At 63.6% G+C, this 15349-nt stretch carries 16 protein-coding genes; 12 read left to right on the top strand and 4 right to left on the bottom strand.

Features of this window, described 5'->3' with window-relative positions:
• Window positions 1-109 precede the first annotated feature (109 nt).
• From pcaD to HJC00_RS04255, 8 genes are all read left to right on the top strand, one after another.
• Window positions 110-931: a 3-oxoadipate enol-lactonase gene (gene pcaD, locus HJC00_RS04290; protein ID WP_210632529.1), complete on the top strand. Its 822-nt coding sequence runs from the start codon at window positions 110-112 to the stop codon at window positions 929-931.
• Window positions 928-1329, top strand: coding sequence for a 4-carboxymuconolactone decarboxylase (gene pcaC / locus HJC00_RS04285; RefSeq protein WP_210632527.1), 402 nt, complete (start codon window positions 928-930; stop codon window positions 1327-1329). The genes pcaD and pcaC overlap by 4 nt, the downstream gene beginning before the upstream one ends.
• A gap of 9 nt (window positions 1330-1338) precedes the next feature.
• On the top strand, window positions 1339-2088 hold the full coding sequence (gene pcaH, locus HJC00_RS04280; RefSeq protein ID WP_210632526.1) for a protocatechuate 3,4-dioxygenase subunit beta: 750 nt from the start codon (window positions 1339-1341) through the stop codon (window positions 2086-2088).
• Window positions 2089-2090: 2 nt separating this feature from the next.
• Complete coding sequence (gene pcaG / locus HJC00_RS04275; RefSeq protein WP_221144872.1) at window positions 2091-2702, top strand: protocatechuate 3,4-dioxygenase subunit alpha; 612 nt, start codon at window positions 2091-2093, stop codon at window positions 2700-2702.
• A gap of 136 nt (window positions 2703-2838) precedes the next feature.
• Complete coding sequence (locus tag HJC00_RS04270) at window positions 2839-3885, top strand: 3-carboxy-cis,cis-muconate cycloisomerase (RefSeq protein WP_210632522.1); 1047 nt, start codon at window positions 2839-2841, stop codon at window positions 3883-3885.
• A 326-nt stretch (window positions 3886-4211) separates the two neighbouring features.
• A complete protein-coding gene (locus tag HJC00_RS04265) occupies window positions 4212-5042 on the top strand; it encodes an MBL fold metallo-hydrolase (RefSeq protein WP_210632521.1) in 831 nt (276 codons plus the stop codon).
• 118 nt (window positions 5043-5160) lie between these two features.
• Window positions 5161-5535: a GFA family protein gene (locus HJC00_RS04260; RefSeq protein WP_210632520.1), complete on the top strand. Its 375-nt coding sequence runs from the start codon at window positions 5161-5163 to the stop codon at window positions 5533-5535.
• Window positions 5532-6407 carry an alpha/beta fold hydrolase gene (locus tag HJC00_RS04255; RefSeq protein WP_221123102.1) on the top strand — a complete coding sequence of 292 codons (876 nt, stop codon included), beginning with the start codon at window positions 5532-5534 and terminating at the stop codon, window positions 6405-6407. The genes HJC00_RS04260 and HJC00_RS04255 overlap by 4 nt, the downstream gene beginning before the upstream one ends.
• Before the next feature lie 13 nt (window positions 6408-6420).
• Here HJC00_RS04255 and HJC00_RS04250 read toward each other — a convergent pair whose 3' ends face one another.
• A complete protein-coding gene (locus HJC00_RS04250; RefSeq protein WP_221123101.1) occupies window positions 6421-7173 on the bottom strand; it encodes a polysaccharide deacetylase family protein in 753 nt (250 codons plus the stop codon).
• 4 nt (window positions 7174-7177) lie between these two features.
• A complete protein-coding gene (locus tag HJC00_RS04245) occupies window positions 7178-8260 on the bottom strand; it encodes a glycosyltransferase family 4 protein (RefSeq protein WP_210632517.1) in 1083 nt (360 codons plus the stop codon).
• 271 nt (window positions 8261-8531) lie between these two features.
• Between HJC00_RS04245 and HJC00_RS04240 the strand changes: the two genes are divergently transcribed.
• The 3 genes from HJC00_RS04240 (at window position 8532) to HJC00_RS04230 (ending at window position 13205) form a co-directional block, all read left to right on the top strand.
• Window positions 8532-10247, top strand: coding sequence for an adenylate/guanylate cyclase domain-containing protein (locus HJC00_RS04240; RefSeq protein ID WP_221163662.1), 1716 nt, complete (start codon window positions 8532-8534; stop codon window positions 10245-10247).
• Window positions 10247-11125 carry an FkbM family methyltransferase gene (locus HJC00_RS04235; RefSeq protein WP_210632515.1) on the top strand — a complete coding sequence of 293 codons (879 nt, stop codon included), beginning with the start codon at window positions 10247-10249 and terminating at the stop codon, window positions 11123-11125. The genes HJC00_RS04240 and HJC00_RS04235 overlap by 1 nt, the downstream gene beginning before the upstream one ends.
• A gap of 169 nt (window positions 11126-11294) precedes the next feature.
• Window positions 11295-13205 (top strand): adenylate/guanylate cyclase domain-containing protein, encoded by a 1911-nt coding sequence (locus HJC00_RS04230; RefSeq protein WP_221123100.1) that lies wholly within the window; start codon window positions 11295-11297, stop codon window positions 13203-13205.
• A 130-nt stretch (window positions 13206-13335) separates the two neighbouring features.
• On the opposite strand, the gene HJC00_RS04225 is transcribed toward HJC00_RS04230, so the two are convergent.
• Complete coding sequence (locus HJC00_RS04225) at window positions 13336-14241, bottom strand: NAD(P)/FAD-dependent oxidoreductase (RefSeq protein ID WP_221123099.1); 906 nt, start codon at window positions 14239-14241, stop codon at window positions 13336-13338.
• A 130-nt stretch (window positions 14242-14371) separates the two neighbouring features.
• Here HJC00_RS04225 and HJC00_RS04220 point away from each other — a divergent pair, with 130 nt between their 5' ends.
• Window positions 14372-14827 carry an Rrf2 family transcriptional regulator gene (locus HJC00_RS04220; protein WP_221163661.1) on the top strand — a complete coding sequence of 152 codons (456 nt, stop codon included), beginning with the start codon at window positions 14372-14374 and terminating at the stop codon, window positions 14825-14827.
• Between the two features lie 17 nt (window positions 14828-14844).
• Here the strand turns inward: HJC00_RS04220 and HJC00_RS04215 are convergent, their stop codons facing one another.
• Window positions 14845-15345, bottom strand: a complete 501-nt coding sequence (locus HJC00_RS04215; RefSeq protein ID WP_221153280.1) for a GFA family protein — start codon at window positions 15343-15345, stop codon at window positions 14845-14847.
• Window positions 15346-15349: the final 4 nt, after the last annotated feature.

Below are 15349 nucleotides of genomic sequence, written 5' to 3'. Positions count from 1 at the left end.
GAGGTGTGGCGAGTTTGACGGGAAAGCCAAGCCCACACTCCGTCATCCTCGGCCTTGAGCCGAGGATGACGGAGGTGGGGTGCTCGGACTTGAACAAGGAGGACGTAACGTGCAATTCGCCCGCATAAACGACGTGACGATCCACTATCAGCTTATCGGCGCGCCCGCCGACCGGCCGGTGATCGTCTTCATCAATTCGCTCGGGACGGATTTCCGCATCTGGCGCGACGTCGTCGTACGACTGGCCGGCGATCACGCCATCGTGCTTTACGATAAACGCGGCCACGGCCTTTCCGACGTCGGCCAGCTCCCCTCGTCGATCGAGGACCATGCGACCGATCTTGCCGGCCTGCTCGACCTGCTGTCAGTGAAAAATGCGGTCATCTGCGGCCTGTCGGTCGGCGGCCTCATCGCCCAGTCGCTGACGCAGCGCCGGCCGGATCTCGTCGGCGCCCTTATTCTTTGCGACACCGCCCACAAGATCGGCACGGCTGAGAGCTGGAACGCCCGCATTGCCGCCGTCAAGAAAGATGGCATCGGCAGCATCGTCGACGCCGTCATGGAGCGCTGGTTCACGCCCTCCTTCCGCCGGCCCGAGAACACCGCCTATTCCGGCTATTGCAACATGCTGACACGCCAGCCGGTCGAGGGTTACCTCGCCGCCTGCGAAGCGATCCGCGACGCAGATTTCACCGAAGCGGCCAAGTCGATTGCTGTGCCGACAATCTGCATCGTCGGCGACCAGGACGGCTCGACCCCGCCCGATCTGGTGCTCTCCACGGCGCGGCTTATCCCCGGCGCCCGCTACGAGGTGATCGCCGACTGCGCCCATATTCCCTGCGTCGAGCAGCCGGAAGCGCTGACGGCGATCATCCGCGCCTTCCTCACATCCATCCCCCCTGGCATCCCACCTGGAGACACCAACCGATGAACGAGACCGCCTCCTCCGAGCGTTACCGACAGGGCATGGCGACCCGTCGCGCCGTGCTCGGCGACGCCCATGTCGAACGCGCCGCAGCGGCAACGACCGAGTTCGACCGTCCCTTCCAGGAGCTGATCACCGAAGCCGCCTGGGGCCATGTCTGGTCGCGCCCGGCGCTGACCAAGCGCGAGCGCTCGATCATCACCATCGCACTGCTCGCCGCACTCGGCCAGGATGACGAGGTCGCCATGCATGTGCGCGCTACTGCCAATACGGGAGCAAGCCGCGAGGATATCTGCGAGGCGCTCTTGCATGTGGCGATCTATGCCGGCGTCCCCGCCGCCAACCACGCGATCAAGATTGCCAAGCAGGCCTTTGCAGAGATGGACGCCGAGAAGGCGGCCTGAGGGAGAGAGATGTCCGAACGACCCAACCAAAAGCCGGAGACCGGCGCCTTCTTCGCCCGCGACCGCGCCTGGCATGCGCCGGCCCTGACCCCCGGCTACAAAACCTCGGTGCTGCGCGCGCCCCAACGGGCACTGCTGTCGCTCGACGGCACGATCTCCGAGACGACCGGGCCGGTCTTCGGCCATTCGCTGATCGGCGAACTCGACAACGACCTGATCCTGAACTATGCGCGGCCCGGCGAAAGCGCCATCGGCGAGCGCATCATCGTCCACGGCCGCGTGCTCGACGAACGCGCCAAGCCAGTGGCCGGCGCGCTGGTCGAATTCTGGCAGGCCAATGCCGGCGGCCGCTACCGCCACAAGAAGGAAACCTATCTGGCGGCAATCGACCCGAATTTTGGCGGCTGCGGCCGTGCCATCACCGACGAGGAAGGCCGCTACCATTTCCGCACCGTGCGGCCGGGCGCCTATCCCTGGCCGAACGGCGTCAACGACTGGCGCCCCGCCCATATCCACTTCTCGATCTTCGGCCACGGCTTCGCACAGCGCCTGATCACCCAGATGTATTTCGAGGGCGATCCGATGATCTGGAAATGTCCGATCGTCGGCACGATCCCGGACAAGGCGGCGATCGAGCAGCTGATCGCGCCGCTCGACTGGGGCAATACGATTCCGATGGATTCACGCGCCTATAAATTCGACATCGTGCTGCGGGGCCGCCGCTCGACGATGTTCGAAAACAGGCTGGAGGGCAACTGACCATGCAGCAGCTCGGCTATCTCAAGGAAACCCCGTCGCAGACCGCCGGCCCCTATGTCCATATCGGCCTGACGCCGAATTTTTGCGACATCACAGGCGTCTACGACAGCGATCTCGGCGCCGCGATGCTCAATGACGAAACGCTCGGCGAACGCATCACCGTCACCGGGCGCATCTTCGACGGGGCGGGCGCGCTGGTGCGCGATGCCGTCGTCGAGATCTGGCAGGCCGACAGCGCCGGCCTCTACAACAGCCCCTCGGAAATGCGCGGCGCCGCCGACCCGAACTTCGCCGGCTGGGGCCGCTGCCCGACCAGCGCCGACGATGGCGTCTACAGCTTCGAGACGATCAAGCCCGGCCGCGTTCCCTTCAAGGACGGCCGCAGACAGGCGCCGCACATCACCTTCTGGATCGTCGCCCGCGGCATCAATATCGGCCTGCATACGCGGATGTATTTTCCGGAGGAGACGGAGGCCAACGCCAGCGACCCGCTGCTTGCCCGTATCGAACATCGCGAACGCGTCGCCACCATGGTCGCCGGCCGCGACGGCGCGATCTGCCGTTTTGACATCCACCTGCAGGGGCCGAAGGAGACCGTGTTTCTGGATATTTGAAGGTCGACGGCTATTTGTAAGGAGAGCTCTTAGCAAGCAGCCCCCTCACCCTGCCCTCTCTCCGGGGGGTTCGAAGGATGGGTCGGGTCGGCGCCCACCCCTGCACTTTGTCTGAAATGCTCGAATAGAGACCCCCATGACCGCATCGCCCTTCGACCATCCCTTCCTCTCCGGCCTTCTCGGCGATATCGAAATCGCGCCCTATTTTTCCGCCGAAGCCGATATCCGCGCCATGCTCTCCTTCGAAGCCGCGCTCGCCAGGGCGGAGGCCGCGCACGGTGTCATTCCCGGCGAAGCCGCAAGGAAGATCGCCGAAGCCTGCGCAGGTTTTTCTCCGGACCTCACCAGCCTTCGCGCGGCAACGGCGAAGGACGGCGTCATCGTCCCCGACCTCGTCAAGCAGCTGCGCGCCAAGGTCGGCGAGGAAGCCGGCAAAAACCTGCATCTCGGCGCCACCAGCCAGGACGTCATCGACACCAGCCTGATGATCCGACTGAAGGCGGTGGTCTTCCTGTTTGCCGGCCGGCTTTCCTCGATCCTCGCAGCGCTCGACGGGCTCGACCGGCGGTTCGGCCGCAACCGCCTGATGGGGCATACCCGCATGCAGGCGGCGATCGCCATCAGCGTCCGCGACCGTCTCGATGCCTGGCGCCCGCCGCTCGCGACCTATCGCGACCGCCTGACCGAGCAGAGTTTTCCCGTCCAGTTCGGCGGTGCTGCCGGCACGCTCGACAAGCTCGGGCCACAGGCCACCGCAATCCGCGCTTCGCTCGCCCAGGAGCTCGGCCTCACCGATATCAGGCAATGGCAAAGCGCGCGCCTGCCGATCGCCGATATCGCCGGCCTGTTCGCTTCGATTTCGGGCAGCCTCGGCAAGATGGGACAGGATATCGCGCTGCTTGCCGAGATGGGCGGCGAGATCGAAATCTCAGGCGGCGGCGCCTCGTCGGCCATGGCGCACAAGCAGAATCCGGTTGCCGCCGAAGTCCTGGTCTCGCTCGCCCGCTTCAACGCCACGGCGCTCTCCGGCATCCATCAGTCGCTTGTCCATGAACAGGAACGCTCCGGAGCGGCCTGGACGCTGGAATGGCTGCTGCTGCCGCAGATGACCATGGCAACCGCCGCCAGCCTGCGGCTTGCCGGAGAGCTGATCGGAAATATCAAGCGGCTTGGGACGGCCTGAGATCGCAGCCGCGGCCAGCGCTGTGGTAAGCCCGTTCGTCAGGGGCTCCAGCGCGAGCGCGGCGATTTGCATTTTCGATCGCGCGCAACCATCTAATAGGCATGACTTGCGGAAAACGCCCCGCCCGAGCAGCCCATTTACCGAAAACCAACCATACCGGGTTGCTTTCCGAAGCGAAAGCCGATTGCTTAGGAGAATATACTTCTTCTTCCGCTAGCGGTTAGGAGAACGAAAGGGGGCGCAGGCAAACTCGTGGAATTCTGCTGCTTCGCATCGGGATAAACTATGATTACGATGGCGATGCGGGAAGGCCGGTTTGAAAAACGATGACGACAGAACTGTTTCAGATAAAATTTTGGGGCGTCCGCGGCAGTATTCCCGTATCGGGCCCCGAGTTCGATCGCTACGGCGGTAACACTTCCTGCATCGAGATTCGTTGCGGAAAACATCGGTTGCTTTTCGACGCAGGTTCGGGCCTGCGCGAGGCGGGACTGTCGCTGCTCGCCGACGGCGTCAGCGACGTGGATCTGTTCTTCAGCCACTGCCATTACGACCACATCATCGGCCTGCCCTTCTTCAAGGCGATCTATTATCCCTCGATCAACGTCAACATCTGGTCCGGCCATCTCGACGGCAAGATGAGCACGCGGGAAATGGTCGAGCAGTTCATCAGCCCGCCCTGGTTTCCGGTCAAGACAGATATCTGTCAGGCGACGATGAACTTCCGCGATTTCCATCCCGGCCAGGTTCTGACCCCGCACGAGGGCATCGAGATCAGGACTTTCACGCTGAACCATCCAGGCGGCGCCATCGGCTACCGCATCGAATGGCAAGGCCGTTCCATCGCTCTCATCTACGATATCGAGCATATTCCAGGCAGCTATGATCCGGTCTCGCTGGAGATGATGCAGGGCGCCGATCTCGTCGTCTACGATTGCACCTACAATGAAGATGAGATGCAGCGCTTCAAGGGCTTCGGTCATTCGACCTGGCAGCACGGCACCGAGCTCGCCAAAATGGCCGGCGCCAAGCGCTTCGCCCTGTTCCACCATGCGCCCTCCCGCACGGACGAACAGCTGGCCGAGATGGAAGCGCAGGCTGAGGCCGCCTTCCCCGGCGCCTTCGCCGCGCGCGACAACCAGACCGTGGTGATCTAGGACACCGAGTCTCCTGCGGGCGCGCAAGACGACGTCCGTTCGCGCCTTGCTGACGGAACAGATGTCGGGTCCGACCGTTTCCCCGGCAGCGCAAGATCGATGAAACGGGGTATCAGCCATGACCGTGCTCTCCGGACAATGCCTTTGCGGGCAGGTGCAGCTTTCTGTGCGAGGCGAACCGCTGCGTGTCGGCATCTGTCATTGCACCGACTGCCGAAAGGAAAGCGGTTCGGCCTTTACTTTTTATGGAATCTGGCCCGCCGGGCGGTTCGAACATTCCGGAGAAACGGGCGAATTTCACGGCCGGCGCTTCTGCACCGGCTGCGGTTCGCGGCTGTTTTCCGCCGATGACCAGGAGGCGGAGATCAAGCTCGGCATCCTCTCGCAGGCGCCGACGCCGCTGGTGCCGCGCTATGAACTGTGGATCAAACGCCGCGAAACGTGGCTGCGACCCGTGGAGGGCGCCGAGCAGTATGAGGAGGACCGAACGTGAGCCTCGCCACGCTCGTCCGGCATAGGTTCGTTACGATCTCAGGCATCGAGACCTTTTACCGCGAGGCCGGCCCGCCGGACGCACCGGTCCTGTTTCTGCCACACGGCTATCCCTGCTCTTCTTACGAATTTCGCAATCTCATGCCGCGCCTTGCCGACCGCTGGCGCCTGATAGCCCCGGATTTCCCCGGCGCGGGCTATAGCGACACGCCCGACGATTTCGACTACAGCTTCGACGGCTATGCCGCCTGGCTGGAGGCTTTCATCGACGCGCTCGGTGTCGACCGCTTCGCCCTCTATCTCCACGATTTCGGCTCGCCGATCGGAGCGCGGCTGGCCATCAGAAACCCTGGCCGCATCGTGGCGCTGATGATCCAGAATGGCGATATTCCCTATGAGGATGCGCTTGGCCCGAAATATGCGGATATCGAGGCGACCTGGGCGCTACCGCGCGCGGAGATGAGGAAGGCGCTGGCGGAAGCAATCAGCGAGGAGATGTTCCGGGAGGAATTCCTCAACGACCTGCCGCCGCCTCTGGCCGAAACGATCCCGCCGGATCTCTGGAGGCTGCACTGGTCGCTGGTCACGCCGCGGCGCACGGAAATCGCCATCGACCTGATCGCCGGATTGAAGGAGAACCGCGCCTGGTTTCCCGAGCACCGGAAATATCTCCGGCAAAACCGGCCGCCGACCCTGATCGTCTGGGGGCCGAACGACCACTATATGCCGGAAGAGTCGGCACGCGCCTACCTCCGCGACCTGCCGGATGCCGAACTGCATCTGCTCGATGGCGGGCATTGGCTGCTCGAGACGCATCTCGAAGAGGTCGCAGCCCTGATGCGGGACTTCCTCGGGCGCGTTCACGCCGGCTGATCGCTCCTTCGCGCTAAGCTTTGAGAAGTGCGCCCGGCGACGACCAGGAGACGGCAGGATGATCGGCCGTCAGCGCAAACAAGGCCGACAGGAAATCCCAGGCGGCCGCATCATGGACGAGATGGTGGGTGAGCACGCCGATCGGCTCGTCGCTGCCGGCAAACCGGTCGCGGAGTTCGGCGACGAGTTCGGCCACCAGCTCCTCCTCGTCGCGGCCGCCGCGCGTGCCGTGCCAGTCGATAATGTCGACATGGGTGTTGAGAAGCGGGATCGGCCCGCCCTCTCTTGCCCGCCCGTAAACCGAAAGCGCCGCAAAGGCGAGGTCGGGCAATGCCGGGATGAGCGCGGCGTCGATCCGGTTCCACGGCGGCACCAGCACCGGCAGGAAGCGAGCCGGATGGAGCCGCTTCAGGCGCTGTAGTCCCTCACGCAACTCGCCGAGCACCACCTCGGGCGGGCGTTCGCCGCCGAGTTCCTGCTTCTTGCGCTCAGGTCCGGCGTGGTTCGTATGCCACCAGCCATGCACAGCGACAGCGACGCTCGCCTCTGCCGCCAGCCGCGCCGCCAATGCTTCGCCGGTCCGGCCGGGAATGACGGCAAGCGTCAGCGGAATTCCGTTCGCGCCGGTCAGTGACAGCAGCCGCTCCAGATCCGGCGTCGGCTCGACGGCATCGTCGTCGCGCAGCCAGAACCGCGCCACGCGGCCGGCGGCGCGCCAGCGGTCGAGCTCCCGGCGCAGCGGTTCCCAGCTCATCCCTCGGCTCATCATCTCACTCCTGTTCCTGCGCCTTGCGCAAAATCCCGTCCAGGGCGCCGGCAGCCATCGCGAGCGAGCGCTCCCCGAGCACGAAGCGCCGCGCTGCCTGCCCCATCGCGTCGCGTTTCCGCCCGTCGCCGAGCAGGGCCGCGACAGCCGCGGCATAGGCGGCGACATCGCCCTCCGGCGTCAGCAGGCCGGTGACGCCGGCCTCGACCACGGCGGGCACGCCCGCCGTCTGCTGCGCCACGACAGGCAGGCCGGCGGCCTGGGCTTCGAGATAGGCAAGGCCATAGGCCTCGCCGCAGCCGGGCCAGACATAGATGCCGCCACGCGCGAGCAGGCCGGCGATCTCAGCCTCACCTTGCTCGCCCAGCCATTCGATGCGGCCGGAAAGGCCGGCGAACAGCGCCTCCACCTCCTGGCGCATCGGCCCATCGCCGATGACCGAAAGCGTCCATGGCCGGTCTCCGATCAGCCGCAATGCTTTCGCGAGCATCGCGAAGCTTTCCATCTTGTCGCCGGCCCGCATCATCGCGACCGTCATCAGCCGGCTGCGATCGGGCGCCGGGCGCACCGCCTCGAACAGCGCCGGATCGATGAACGGCTTGAGAGCCGCAAGCCGCGCCTGCGGAAAGGCGGAGCGGAGCCCGGCCCGGTCGCGCTCGGTGAAGCCGATATTGACCGCCGCCTGCATGACCGCCTCGCCCACGCGCTTCTGCCGGGCCGCCCAATCGGTCTTATCGCGTTTTGCCGCATAAGAAGCTTCGGCGGTGACATAGGGAATGGCGAATTCGGCCGAAATCGCCGGCCCGAAGGGATCGGGGGATTTGTAGTAGGGGTGGTAGCAGAACCAGAGATCCGGCCGAGGCTCTTCTTGCCATTTCGCCCGCAGCCGCGCCAATTCGGCTGAGATCGCGGGTTCGAGCGCTGCCGCCGCCTCGGGCGTCGCAGCATGGGTACGGAATTCGGAGACGACCTCGACCTGATGCCCGGCAAGCTGCAATGCCCGGATCAGCAGCCGCGCCATCAGCCGGTCGCCCGAGGGCACCGGGTGGTTCGGTGATTTTATCGGCGCATAGAAGGCGACCCGCATGCGATCCCTCACATAGACACACTGTTTCCAATCGGTATTCACAGGCATCATAGATCATTCGAGTTCATAACCAGATCAGGCACATGCAGCATGCGGTCGCCTTGAACCTTCCCATGGTGCGCGGCATCGTGCCCGGAGGCGAAAAAATCCCTTATTGCTGCCTTCCCGAAAACTTGCGCATAAGCATATGCAATGTGATCGCAATGGAAGCAATTCCGCCTCCTTCCCCATCTCTATGGGCCTGCGATTGCATCGACAAGAACGGGAATGAATGACGACGGCCTCGGTCACAGGGATTTTTTCGGAACGCTCGATCAGAAGGGCAAGGCTCGGTTCCGGGCTGGTTATCTTTGTCTTCGTTCTCTTGCATTTGTCGAACCATGCGCTCGGACTCGTCTCGATCGCCGCAGCCGATAAGGCCCGCCATCTTTTCCTGGCTGTCTGGCGCAATCCCGTCGGCACCGTTCTGTTCTATGGATCCGTCTTCGTCCATATGGCCCTGGTGCTGCGCGCCATCTACATCAGGCGCAGCCTGGTCATGCCCAAGGGAGAAGCAGCTCAGATGGTGCTCGGCTTGCTGATCCCGCTGCTTCTCATCGATCACGTCATCGGCACCCGCATCGCGCATGAACTCTACGGCTATATCGACAATTACGAGACGATCGTCGGCATGTTGTGGCTGCGGACGCCGGCGACGGGGGTGCGCCAGGCATTCGGCCTTCTCGCGGTGTGGATCCATGGCTGCATCGGCATCCATTACTGGCTGCGTTACCGCCCTTGGTACGGCGATTTCGCACCGCTGCTGCTGGCGCTGGCGATCCTTGTGCCGGTGCTGTCGCTGCTCGGTTTTGTCGAAATGGGCCGCACCCTCGCCGACCCCGCCTACCAACTGACCGCGATCGAGCCTTACGCGACGACCGTGAACTCTCACTATGTCTCCGATCCTGAGATTCGCAGTCAGATCGCCATGGTTCGCGCCGGGCTCTATGGCGCCTTCTCGGCCTCGCTGATCATCGTCGTTGCCGCCCGCACCCAGCGCAGGCTGAAGGAGCGTCTCGATCAGGTCGCGGTGCATTATCCGGGTGGCGAAGTGATCCGCGTGCCGCGGGGCTTCACCGTGCTGGAGGCGAGCCGCCTCGGCGGCCTGCCGCATTATTCGGTGTGCGGCGGCAAGGGCCAGTGCTCAACCTGCCGGGTGCAGATCCTCGGCGATTACCAGAAGCTGCCGCCGCCCGACAAGCTGGAGCAGACGACACTGAAACGCATCAATGCCGGCCCTGACGTGCGGCTGGCCTGCCAGCTTCGACCGAATGCCGAGATCGCGGTCGCGCCTCTCCTGGTTCCGGCGGAGGAGGCGGCTCTGCCTGCCAACAGCCAGGAGACGAGCCCCGGCCGTGAGCGTGAGATCGTCGTGCTCTTCGTCGATATCCGTCATTTCACCACGCTGACGGAAACGCGCCTGCCCTTCGACGTCGTCTTCCTGCTGAACCGCTATTTCGCCATCATCGGCAAGGCGGTGGAACAGGCCGGCGGCCGGCTCGACAAGTTCATCGGCGACGGTGCCATGGCGCTCTTCGGCCTCAACGCCGCGCCGGAAGAAGCATGCCGCCAGGCGCTCGACGCCGCCGCGGCGATCGTCGCGGGGATCGAGAAACTCGCCGCCGAACTGGCCGAAGAGCTGACGCTGCCGCTGCGGATCGCCATCGGCATCCACGCCGGGCCGGCCGTCGTCGGCACGATGGGCTATGGCCGGGTGCGCAGCATGACGGCGATCGGCGATACGGTGAATGTCGCGAGCCGGCTGGAAAGCGCGGCCAAGGAATTCGACGCGGCGATCGTCTTCTCCGAGCCGGTGGCGCGGCTTGCCGGCGCCGACCTTGCCGACGTCGAAAGCCGTGAAATCAGCGTGCGCGGCCGCGCCCTGCCCTTGAAAGTTTATGTCATTCCGAGAGAGAAAGCGGCAGAACCGCTCGAAGGAAATGTCTGATGCCCGGCAAGCCCTGGCTCACCGCCAAATATTGGAGCCGCCGGCTACGCAAGGCGCGCAATAGAACCGCCTCGCGGTTCTTCGACACTCGCCTCGGCCGTCGCTTGCTGATCGAGAATATCGGCCCGCGCGTCGTCTCGATGACGGTCGATGCCGGTGATCATCTGATGACCTTCTCGCCCGCCGACTATATCGGCCGCAAGGTCTTCCGCAAGGGCCATTTCGAGCGCGACGCCGTCGACCGGCTGATCGTCATCCTGCGCGAGCGCGGCCTGCTCAGAAAGGATGCGACGCTGCTCGAGATCGGCGGCAATATCGGCACCCAGACCGTCTATTTCGCCTTGAGCGGCACCTACGCCAACATCGTCAGTGTCGAGCCCGATCCGCGCAATTTCCCGCTGCTTGAACTCAACATTCGCCAGAACCGGCTGGAGGAGAAGGTTCGGCTCGTCAACTGCGCCGCCGGCGAGCACGCAGGCGAGATCGACTTTTTTCTCAACCTCAACAATCACGGCAAGAGCAGCGCCATCCGCCAGAGCCCGATCGACCGGAAGATCAGCGTGCCGGTGAAGCCGGTCTCCGAAATCCTCGCCGGCCTCTCGATCGATCCGGCCGCAATCGGCCTTGTGTGGATGGATATCGAAGGCTACGAGCCGGTCGCCTGCCGCTCGATGCAGCCGCTGCTTTCCCGCCGCGTGCCGCTTCATATGGAATTCACGCCGCTGTTCTACGGGCGCGAGGGAACGAAGGCCTTCATAGCGATGCTGTCAGGGTTCTACGAGGATTGTCTCGTGCTCTTCGAGGACCGCGAGGAAGAGATGAAGGTGCGGGACCTGCCTGAAGAGTTCGATCAGTACAACGTGCTGTTTCTGCCTTAGGCTTACTTCTCAAAAACATACTGACGCCCGGAGCCGGGCGCGCGGGACCGGCTTGTGCAAGCCCGAAAAAAGCAGTTAGCTACCGTCGTTGGGGACGCTCTTCATGCACAGTTAGACGACCCGTGGGCGATAGGTGTGCTGAGACGTTTCCGCATTCGAGGGAAGTCTCGTGCGCTGGTCCAAACCGCTCAGAGTACATCTCGGGGTCCTGATCGTTGCATCGCTGCTTTGCACGTCGATGCCGATTATCTGGATGGCGTTCAGGCAGGGAAGCAATGCTGCCGTGAGTGCCGGCGCGCAGCAGATGCGCGAGATGAGCCTGCGGCTGATCGAGGGATACCGCAACACGCTGGAAGGAGGCTACGAGGCGGTCGCGCTGGCAGCGACCCTGCCGCAGCTCGCTTCGCCGCCGCCTCAGGATATCGAGGCAAAACAGGAACTCTTTCTCGAAGTTCTGCGAAACGTCCCCGAGGCAACGAGCATCTATACCGGTTATCCCGACGGCTCGTACCTGCAGGTCATCAAAGCTGCAAGGAGGGATGTCCGCCAGACCCTCTCGGCGCCTGACAATGCGGCTTTCGCGATCAGAACGATCGCCGAGCGACAAAGCGCGAGCGTCATATCGACGCTTCGCTTTCTCGACAGCAAGGCGAGACCCATCGGCGAGCGGAAGATCGAAAATGCATCTTTCGATCCGCGGCAACGCCCCTGGTATCAAGCGGTGGTCCAGGATGGAGTTCCGGTCTCGGTCGGACCCTATGTGACCGGAACGCTCCAGGTTCCGACCCTGACGATCGCGGCACCGACGAGGGACGATGGGCGGGTGGTCGTCGGCATCAACGTTCACCTGCAGACCATCGGTCGCCTGTTGGATGCGCAGGGAATTTCGCCGCATGCCCGAGCCTATGTCATCGACGGGAGCGACAATCTCATTGCTCACTCCGACCCTGACATCATGAGCAGGATCATCTCGATCTGGTCGAGGACCTCAGGCTCTTTCGCCATGACGGCGAACGCTTTCGATACCAGTCTGGAAACGGTTGCGAGGCTGCGGCGAGATCCCGCCTTCGCAGGCGGCGGATTGGCGCGGTTCGATCTTGATGGTGAAGGCTATCTCGTGCAGATCGCTCCCGTCAGCATATCCGGTCTGTTCCAGGGAAGCAGCGCTGCGATCGTCGTGCCGTTGGAAGACCTCGTGGCCGATGCCCACCGGCTGCTCGTGCGCAATCTGCTGATTGCCGGCGCCTTAGTGCTCGCGGGTGTCGCGGCATCGGTCATTCTCTCGCGGATGGTCAGCCGCTCTCTCTACCGACTCGCCGACGAGGCGCGCAGGATCGGTGATCTCGATGTCGGTGAGAAAGCCTCGTCGCACTCCTGGATAACCGAAATCAACACATTGGCGAGCGCGCTCTCGGCAAGCCGTCACGCCATCGGCCAGTTTGCCCTCTATGTACCGCGCGAAGTGGTTCGCCGTATCGTCAGCCCTGACGGGCGAACGGTGGTCAAGGCGAAGCGGCAGGACGTGACCGTGCTTTTCACCGATATCAGGGACTTCACGACCATATCGGAGCAGAATTCACCCGAGGACGTGGTCGATACGCTGTCGGCCTATTTCGAGCTGCTGAACACCATCGCCGAGCGTCATGAGGGCACGGTCGTGCAATATCTCGGCGACTCCATTTTCGTCATGTGGAATGCCCCTGTTCAAGATGGCGGGCATGTCGAACACGGCTGTCGCTGCGCGCTTTCGATGAAAGCCGCGATCGACGACCTCAATCGGGAAAACAGAGTTCATGGCCGCCCCGAACTCTTCACGCGGTTCGGGCTCCACACAGGTCCCGCCGTCGTCGGCAGTTTCGGAGCAATCTCGCGCCAGCAATACACGGCCATGGGCGATACGATCAACGTCGCCTCACGGCTGGAAGGATTGAACAAGGATTACGGCACCTCGATCCTGGTGAGCGCCGCAGTCCACAATGCCGTCGGCGACCGCTTCCAGTTTCGGCCGTTGGGGCTGGTGCAGGTGAAGGGGCGGGCTGAGAAGGTTGATCTATGGGAACTGGTTGGGGAGCGTGGCTGACGGGCAGCTTTGGCTGGCGTTACCCGCGGAGGCGCAAGGCGGGCGGTCCATTTTTCTGCTGACACGCTCGCGCTTTGTTGGAACGACGACAGATCCTCAACGCCCTTGCCGCGGGCACCGCCGCCAAACACTAGCTGGCAGGCGGCATCACCAGCGACTGATGGCAATGCACGCCGGCGAGAACACCCGAGGCGGAGGCGAGCGTGCCGCTGTGCATGGAGCTCGCCGCATCGCCGGCGGCGAAGACGCCCTTGACGCTGGTCTCCTTGTTTTCGCCGGTGCGGATCACCGGCCCGAAAGCGCCGTCGTCGAAGGCGCAGCCCAGCTGTTCGGCGATCGGGCTCGCCATCGCGGTCTTCGGCGCGACGAAGACGGCGTCGAGCGGCACGATGCGGTCATCGGCGAGACGTACCGCCTGGAGTTTCGGACTGTCGCCGAGCAATTCCACGATCGGGCTGCGTTCGATGCGTACACCGCGGTTCGTCAGCCGCGCCAGCTGCTCTTCATCGGGCTCGAACAGTGCCTGGGTGAAGAAGGTGGTCGCGCCCCAGTCCGGGATCATCATGGCGGAATGGGCCGAATGCGGGTGGTTTGCAAGGACGCCGAGTTCGCCGCCGCTCACCTCGTAGCCGTGGCAATAGGGGCAGTGCAGCACGGAGCGGCCCCAGCGCTCCCCAAGGCCGGGGATGTCGGGCAGCGTATCGCTGACGCCGGTCGCGAGAATGAGGCGGGCAGCGCGTTCTTCACCGCCGCCTTCGATGGTGATGACGAATTCCTCACCCTCCTTCCGGGCGCGGGTAACCTTGCCGTCGCGAAATGTTATGTTCGGATAAAGCGAAAGCTGCCTCTTCCCCTCACCCATGATCGCCGCCGGCGCCTGGCCGTCCTGGCCGAGAAAACCGTGCGAAGCTTGCGAAAACCGGTTTCGCGGCGCGCCGGCATCGACGAGCAGAACCCGCCGCCGCGCCCGGGTGAGCTGCATGGCTGCCGACAGGCCGGCAAAATTGCCGCCGATGACGATGACTTCGTAGGACATGCGCTGACTCCTTCGATATTGGTTCATGAATCATCATAAGTTACATGAAACCAGGCGGTCAAGACTCATGTCACTTGTCTTGTTACAAACTGGCTGCGATAATCGCGCGCTCGCTCGACAGGACAGAACCATGCGCAACGACAGCCGCCTTTCCCGCATGCTGCACGTGCTGATCCACATGGATCGGCATCAGCATGCGGCGACCTCCGAAATGATTGCAAAGATGCTGAACACCAATCCCGTCGTCGTTCGCCGCACGATGGCCGGGCTTCGCCAGCAGGGCTATGTGCGTTCGGAAAAGGGCCATGGCGGCGGCTGGACGCTGGTGCGACCCTTGTCCGAGATCACCCTGCTCGACGTCTATAACGCGCTTGGCGAACCGCACGTCTTTGCCATCGGCCTCGCCGACGATCAGCCCAAATGTCTGGTCGAGCAGGCGGTGAATAACGCGCTGGCCGATGCGATGAAGGAGGCGGAGGCGCTGCTTTTGAGGCGGCTGGGCAGCGTGACGCTGGAGGAAATCGCGGCTGAATTCGAGGCAAAACTGACGGCGCGCTCGGCAGCGGCTTATTCCTGTGCCTCGTGAGCGGAAGCTCCTAGAATTCAGCCGTCACGCCCCCTCACCGTCCAGGAGGTTGTATCGCGATCGGGGTGCTGATTGCTGCTCTCCTTGATCGCCGCCGCCCAGTCGGCGCCGTTATTTTCGGTTGCACCGGTATTTTCTATGTCGGTGATCGTGTCGAACCATGTCACCATGTTCTCGGTGCAGGTATTGGCATGCGGCGAGAAAGGGTGCGGATTGTCGAGCGAACCGATCATCAGGTTGGTGCGACCGTTTTCCAGGTGGTGGAAGAACAATGGGGTGCCGCAATTGGCGCAGAAGCCGCGCTCGACAAGCTCCGAACTCTTCCAGACGCTCGGCTTGCCGCGTGTCCAGCTGAGCGCATCATCGGGAGCGGCGACCAGCGCGGCAAAGATGTTGCCCGAGGCCTTCTGGCACATGCGGCAATGACAGAGATGCGAATTGTCGAACATGGCGGTGGCGTGGTAGCGCACGGCACCGCACTGGCAGCCGCCGCTCACTTCCATCTCGATGCGTTTCATTTTC

It is taken from the genome of Rhizobium sp. NLR22b, assembly GCF_019685295.1.
GTDB lineage: Bacteria > Pseudomonadota > Alphaproteobacteria > Rhizobiales > Rhizobiaceae > Rhizobium.
The sequence above is the reverse complement of the archived record's forward strand: the minus strand, read 5'-3'. Positions and strand labels throughout refer to the sequence as shown.

Coding starts and splice junctions, on each gene's coding strand:
- HJC00_RS04265 (WP_210632521.1), top strand. CDS start 4,212: ATGACGACAGAACTGTTTCAGATAAAATTTTGGGGCGTCCGCGGCAGT.
- pcaC (WP_210632527.1), top strand. CDS start 928: ATGAACGAGACCGCCTCCTCCGAGCGTTACCGACAGGGCATGGCGACC.
- HJC00_RS04240 (WP_221163662.1), top strand. CDS start 8,532: ATGACGACGGCCTCGGTCACAGGGATTTTTTCGGAACGCTCGATCAGA.
- HJC00_RS04215 (WP_221153280.1), bottom strand. CDS start 15,345: ATGAAACGCATCGAGATGGAAGTGAGCGGCGGCTGCCAGTGCGGTGCC.
- HJC00_RS04250 (WP_221123101.1), bottom strand. CDS start 7,173: ATGAGCCGAGGGATGAGCTGGGAACCGCTGCGCCGGGAGCTCGACCGC.
- pcaG (WP_221144872.1), top strand. CDS start 2,091: ATGCAGCAGCTCGGCTATCTCAAGGAAACCCCGTCGCAGACCGCCGGC.
- HJC00_RS04245 (WP_210632517.1), bottom strand. CDS start 8,260: ATGCGGGTCGCCTTCTATGCGCCGATAAAATCACCGAACCACCCGGTG.
- pcaH (WP_210632526.1), top strand. CDS start 1,339: ATGTCCGAACGACCCAACCAAAAGCCGGAGACCGGCGCCTTCTTCGCC.
- HJC00_RS04220 (WP_221163661.1), top strand. CDS start 14,372: ATGCGCAACGACAGCCGCCTTTCCCGCATGCTGCACGTGCTGATCCAC.
- HJC00_RS04225 (WP_221123099.1), bottom strand. CDS start 14,241: ATGTCCTACGAAGTCATCGTCATCGGCGGCAATTTTGCCGGCCTGTCG.
- HJC00_RS04270 (WP_210632522.1), top strand. CDS start 2,839: ATGACCGCATCGCCCTTCGACCATCCCTTCCTCTCCGGCCTTCTCGGC.
- HJC00_RS04260 (WP_210632520.1), top strand. CDS start 5,161: ATGACCGTGCTCTCCGGACAATGCCTTTGCGGGCAGGTGCAGCTTTCT.
- HJC00_RS04235 (WP_210632515.1), top strand. CDS start 10,247: ATGCCCGGCAAGCCCTGGCTCACCGCCAAATATTGGAGCCGCCGGCTA.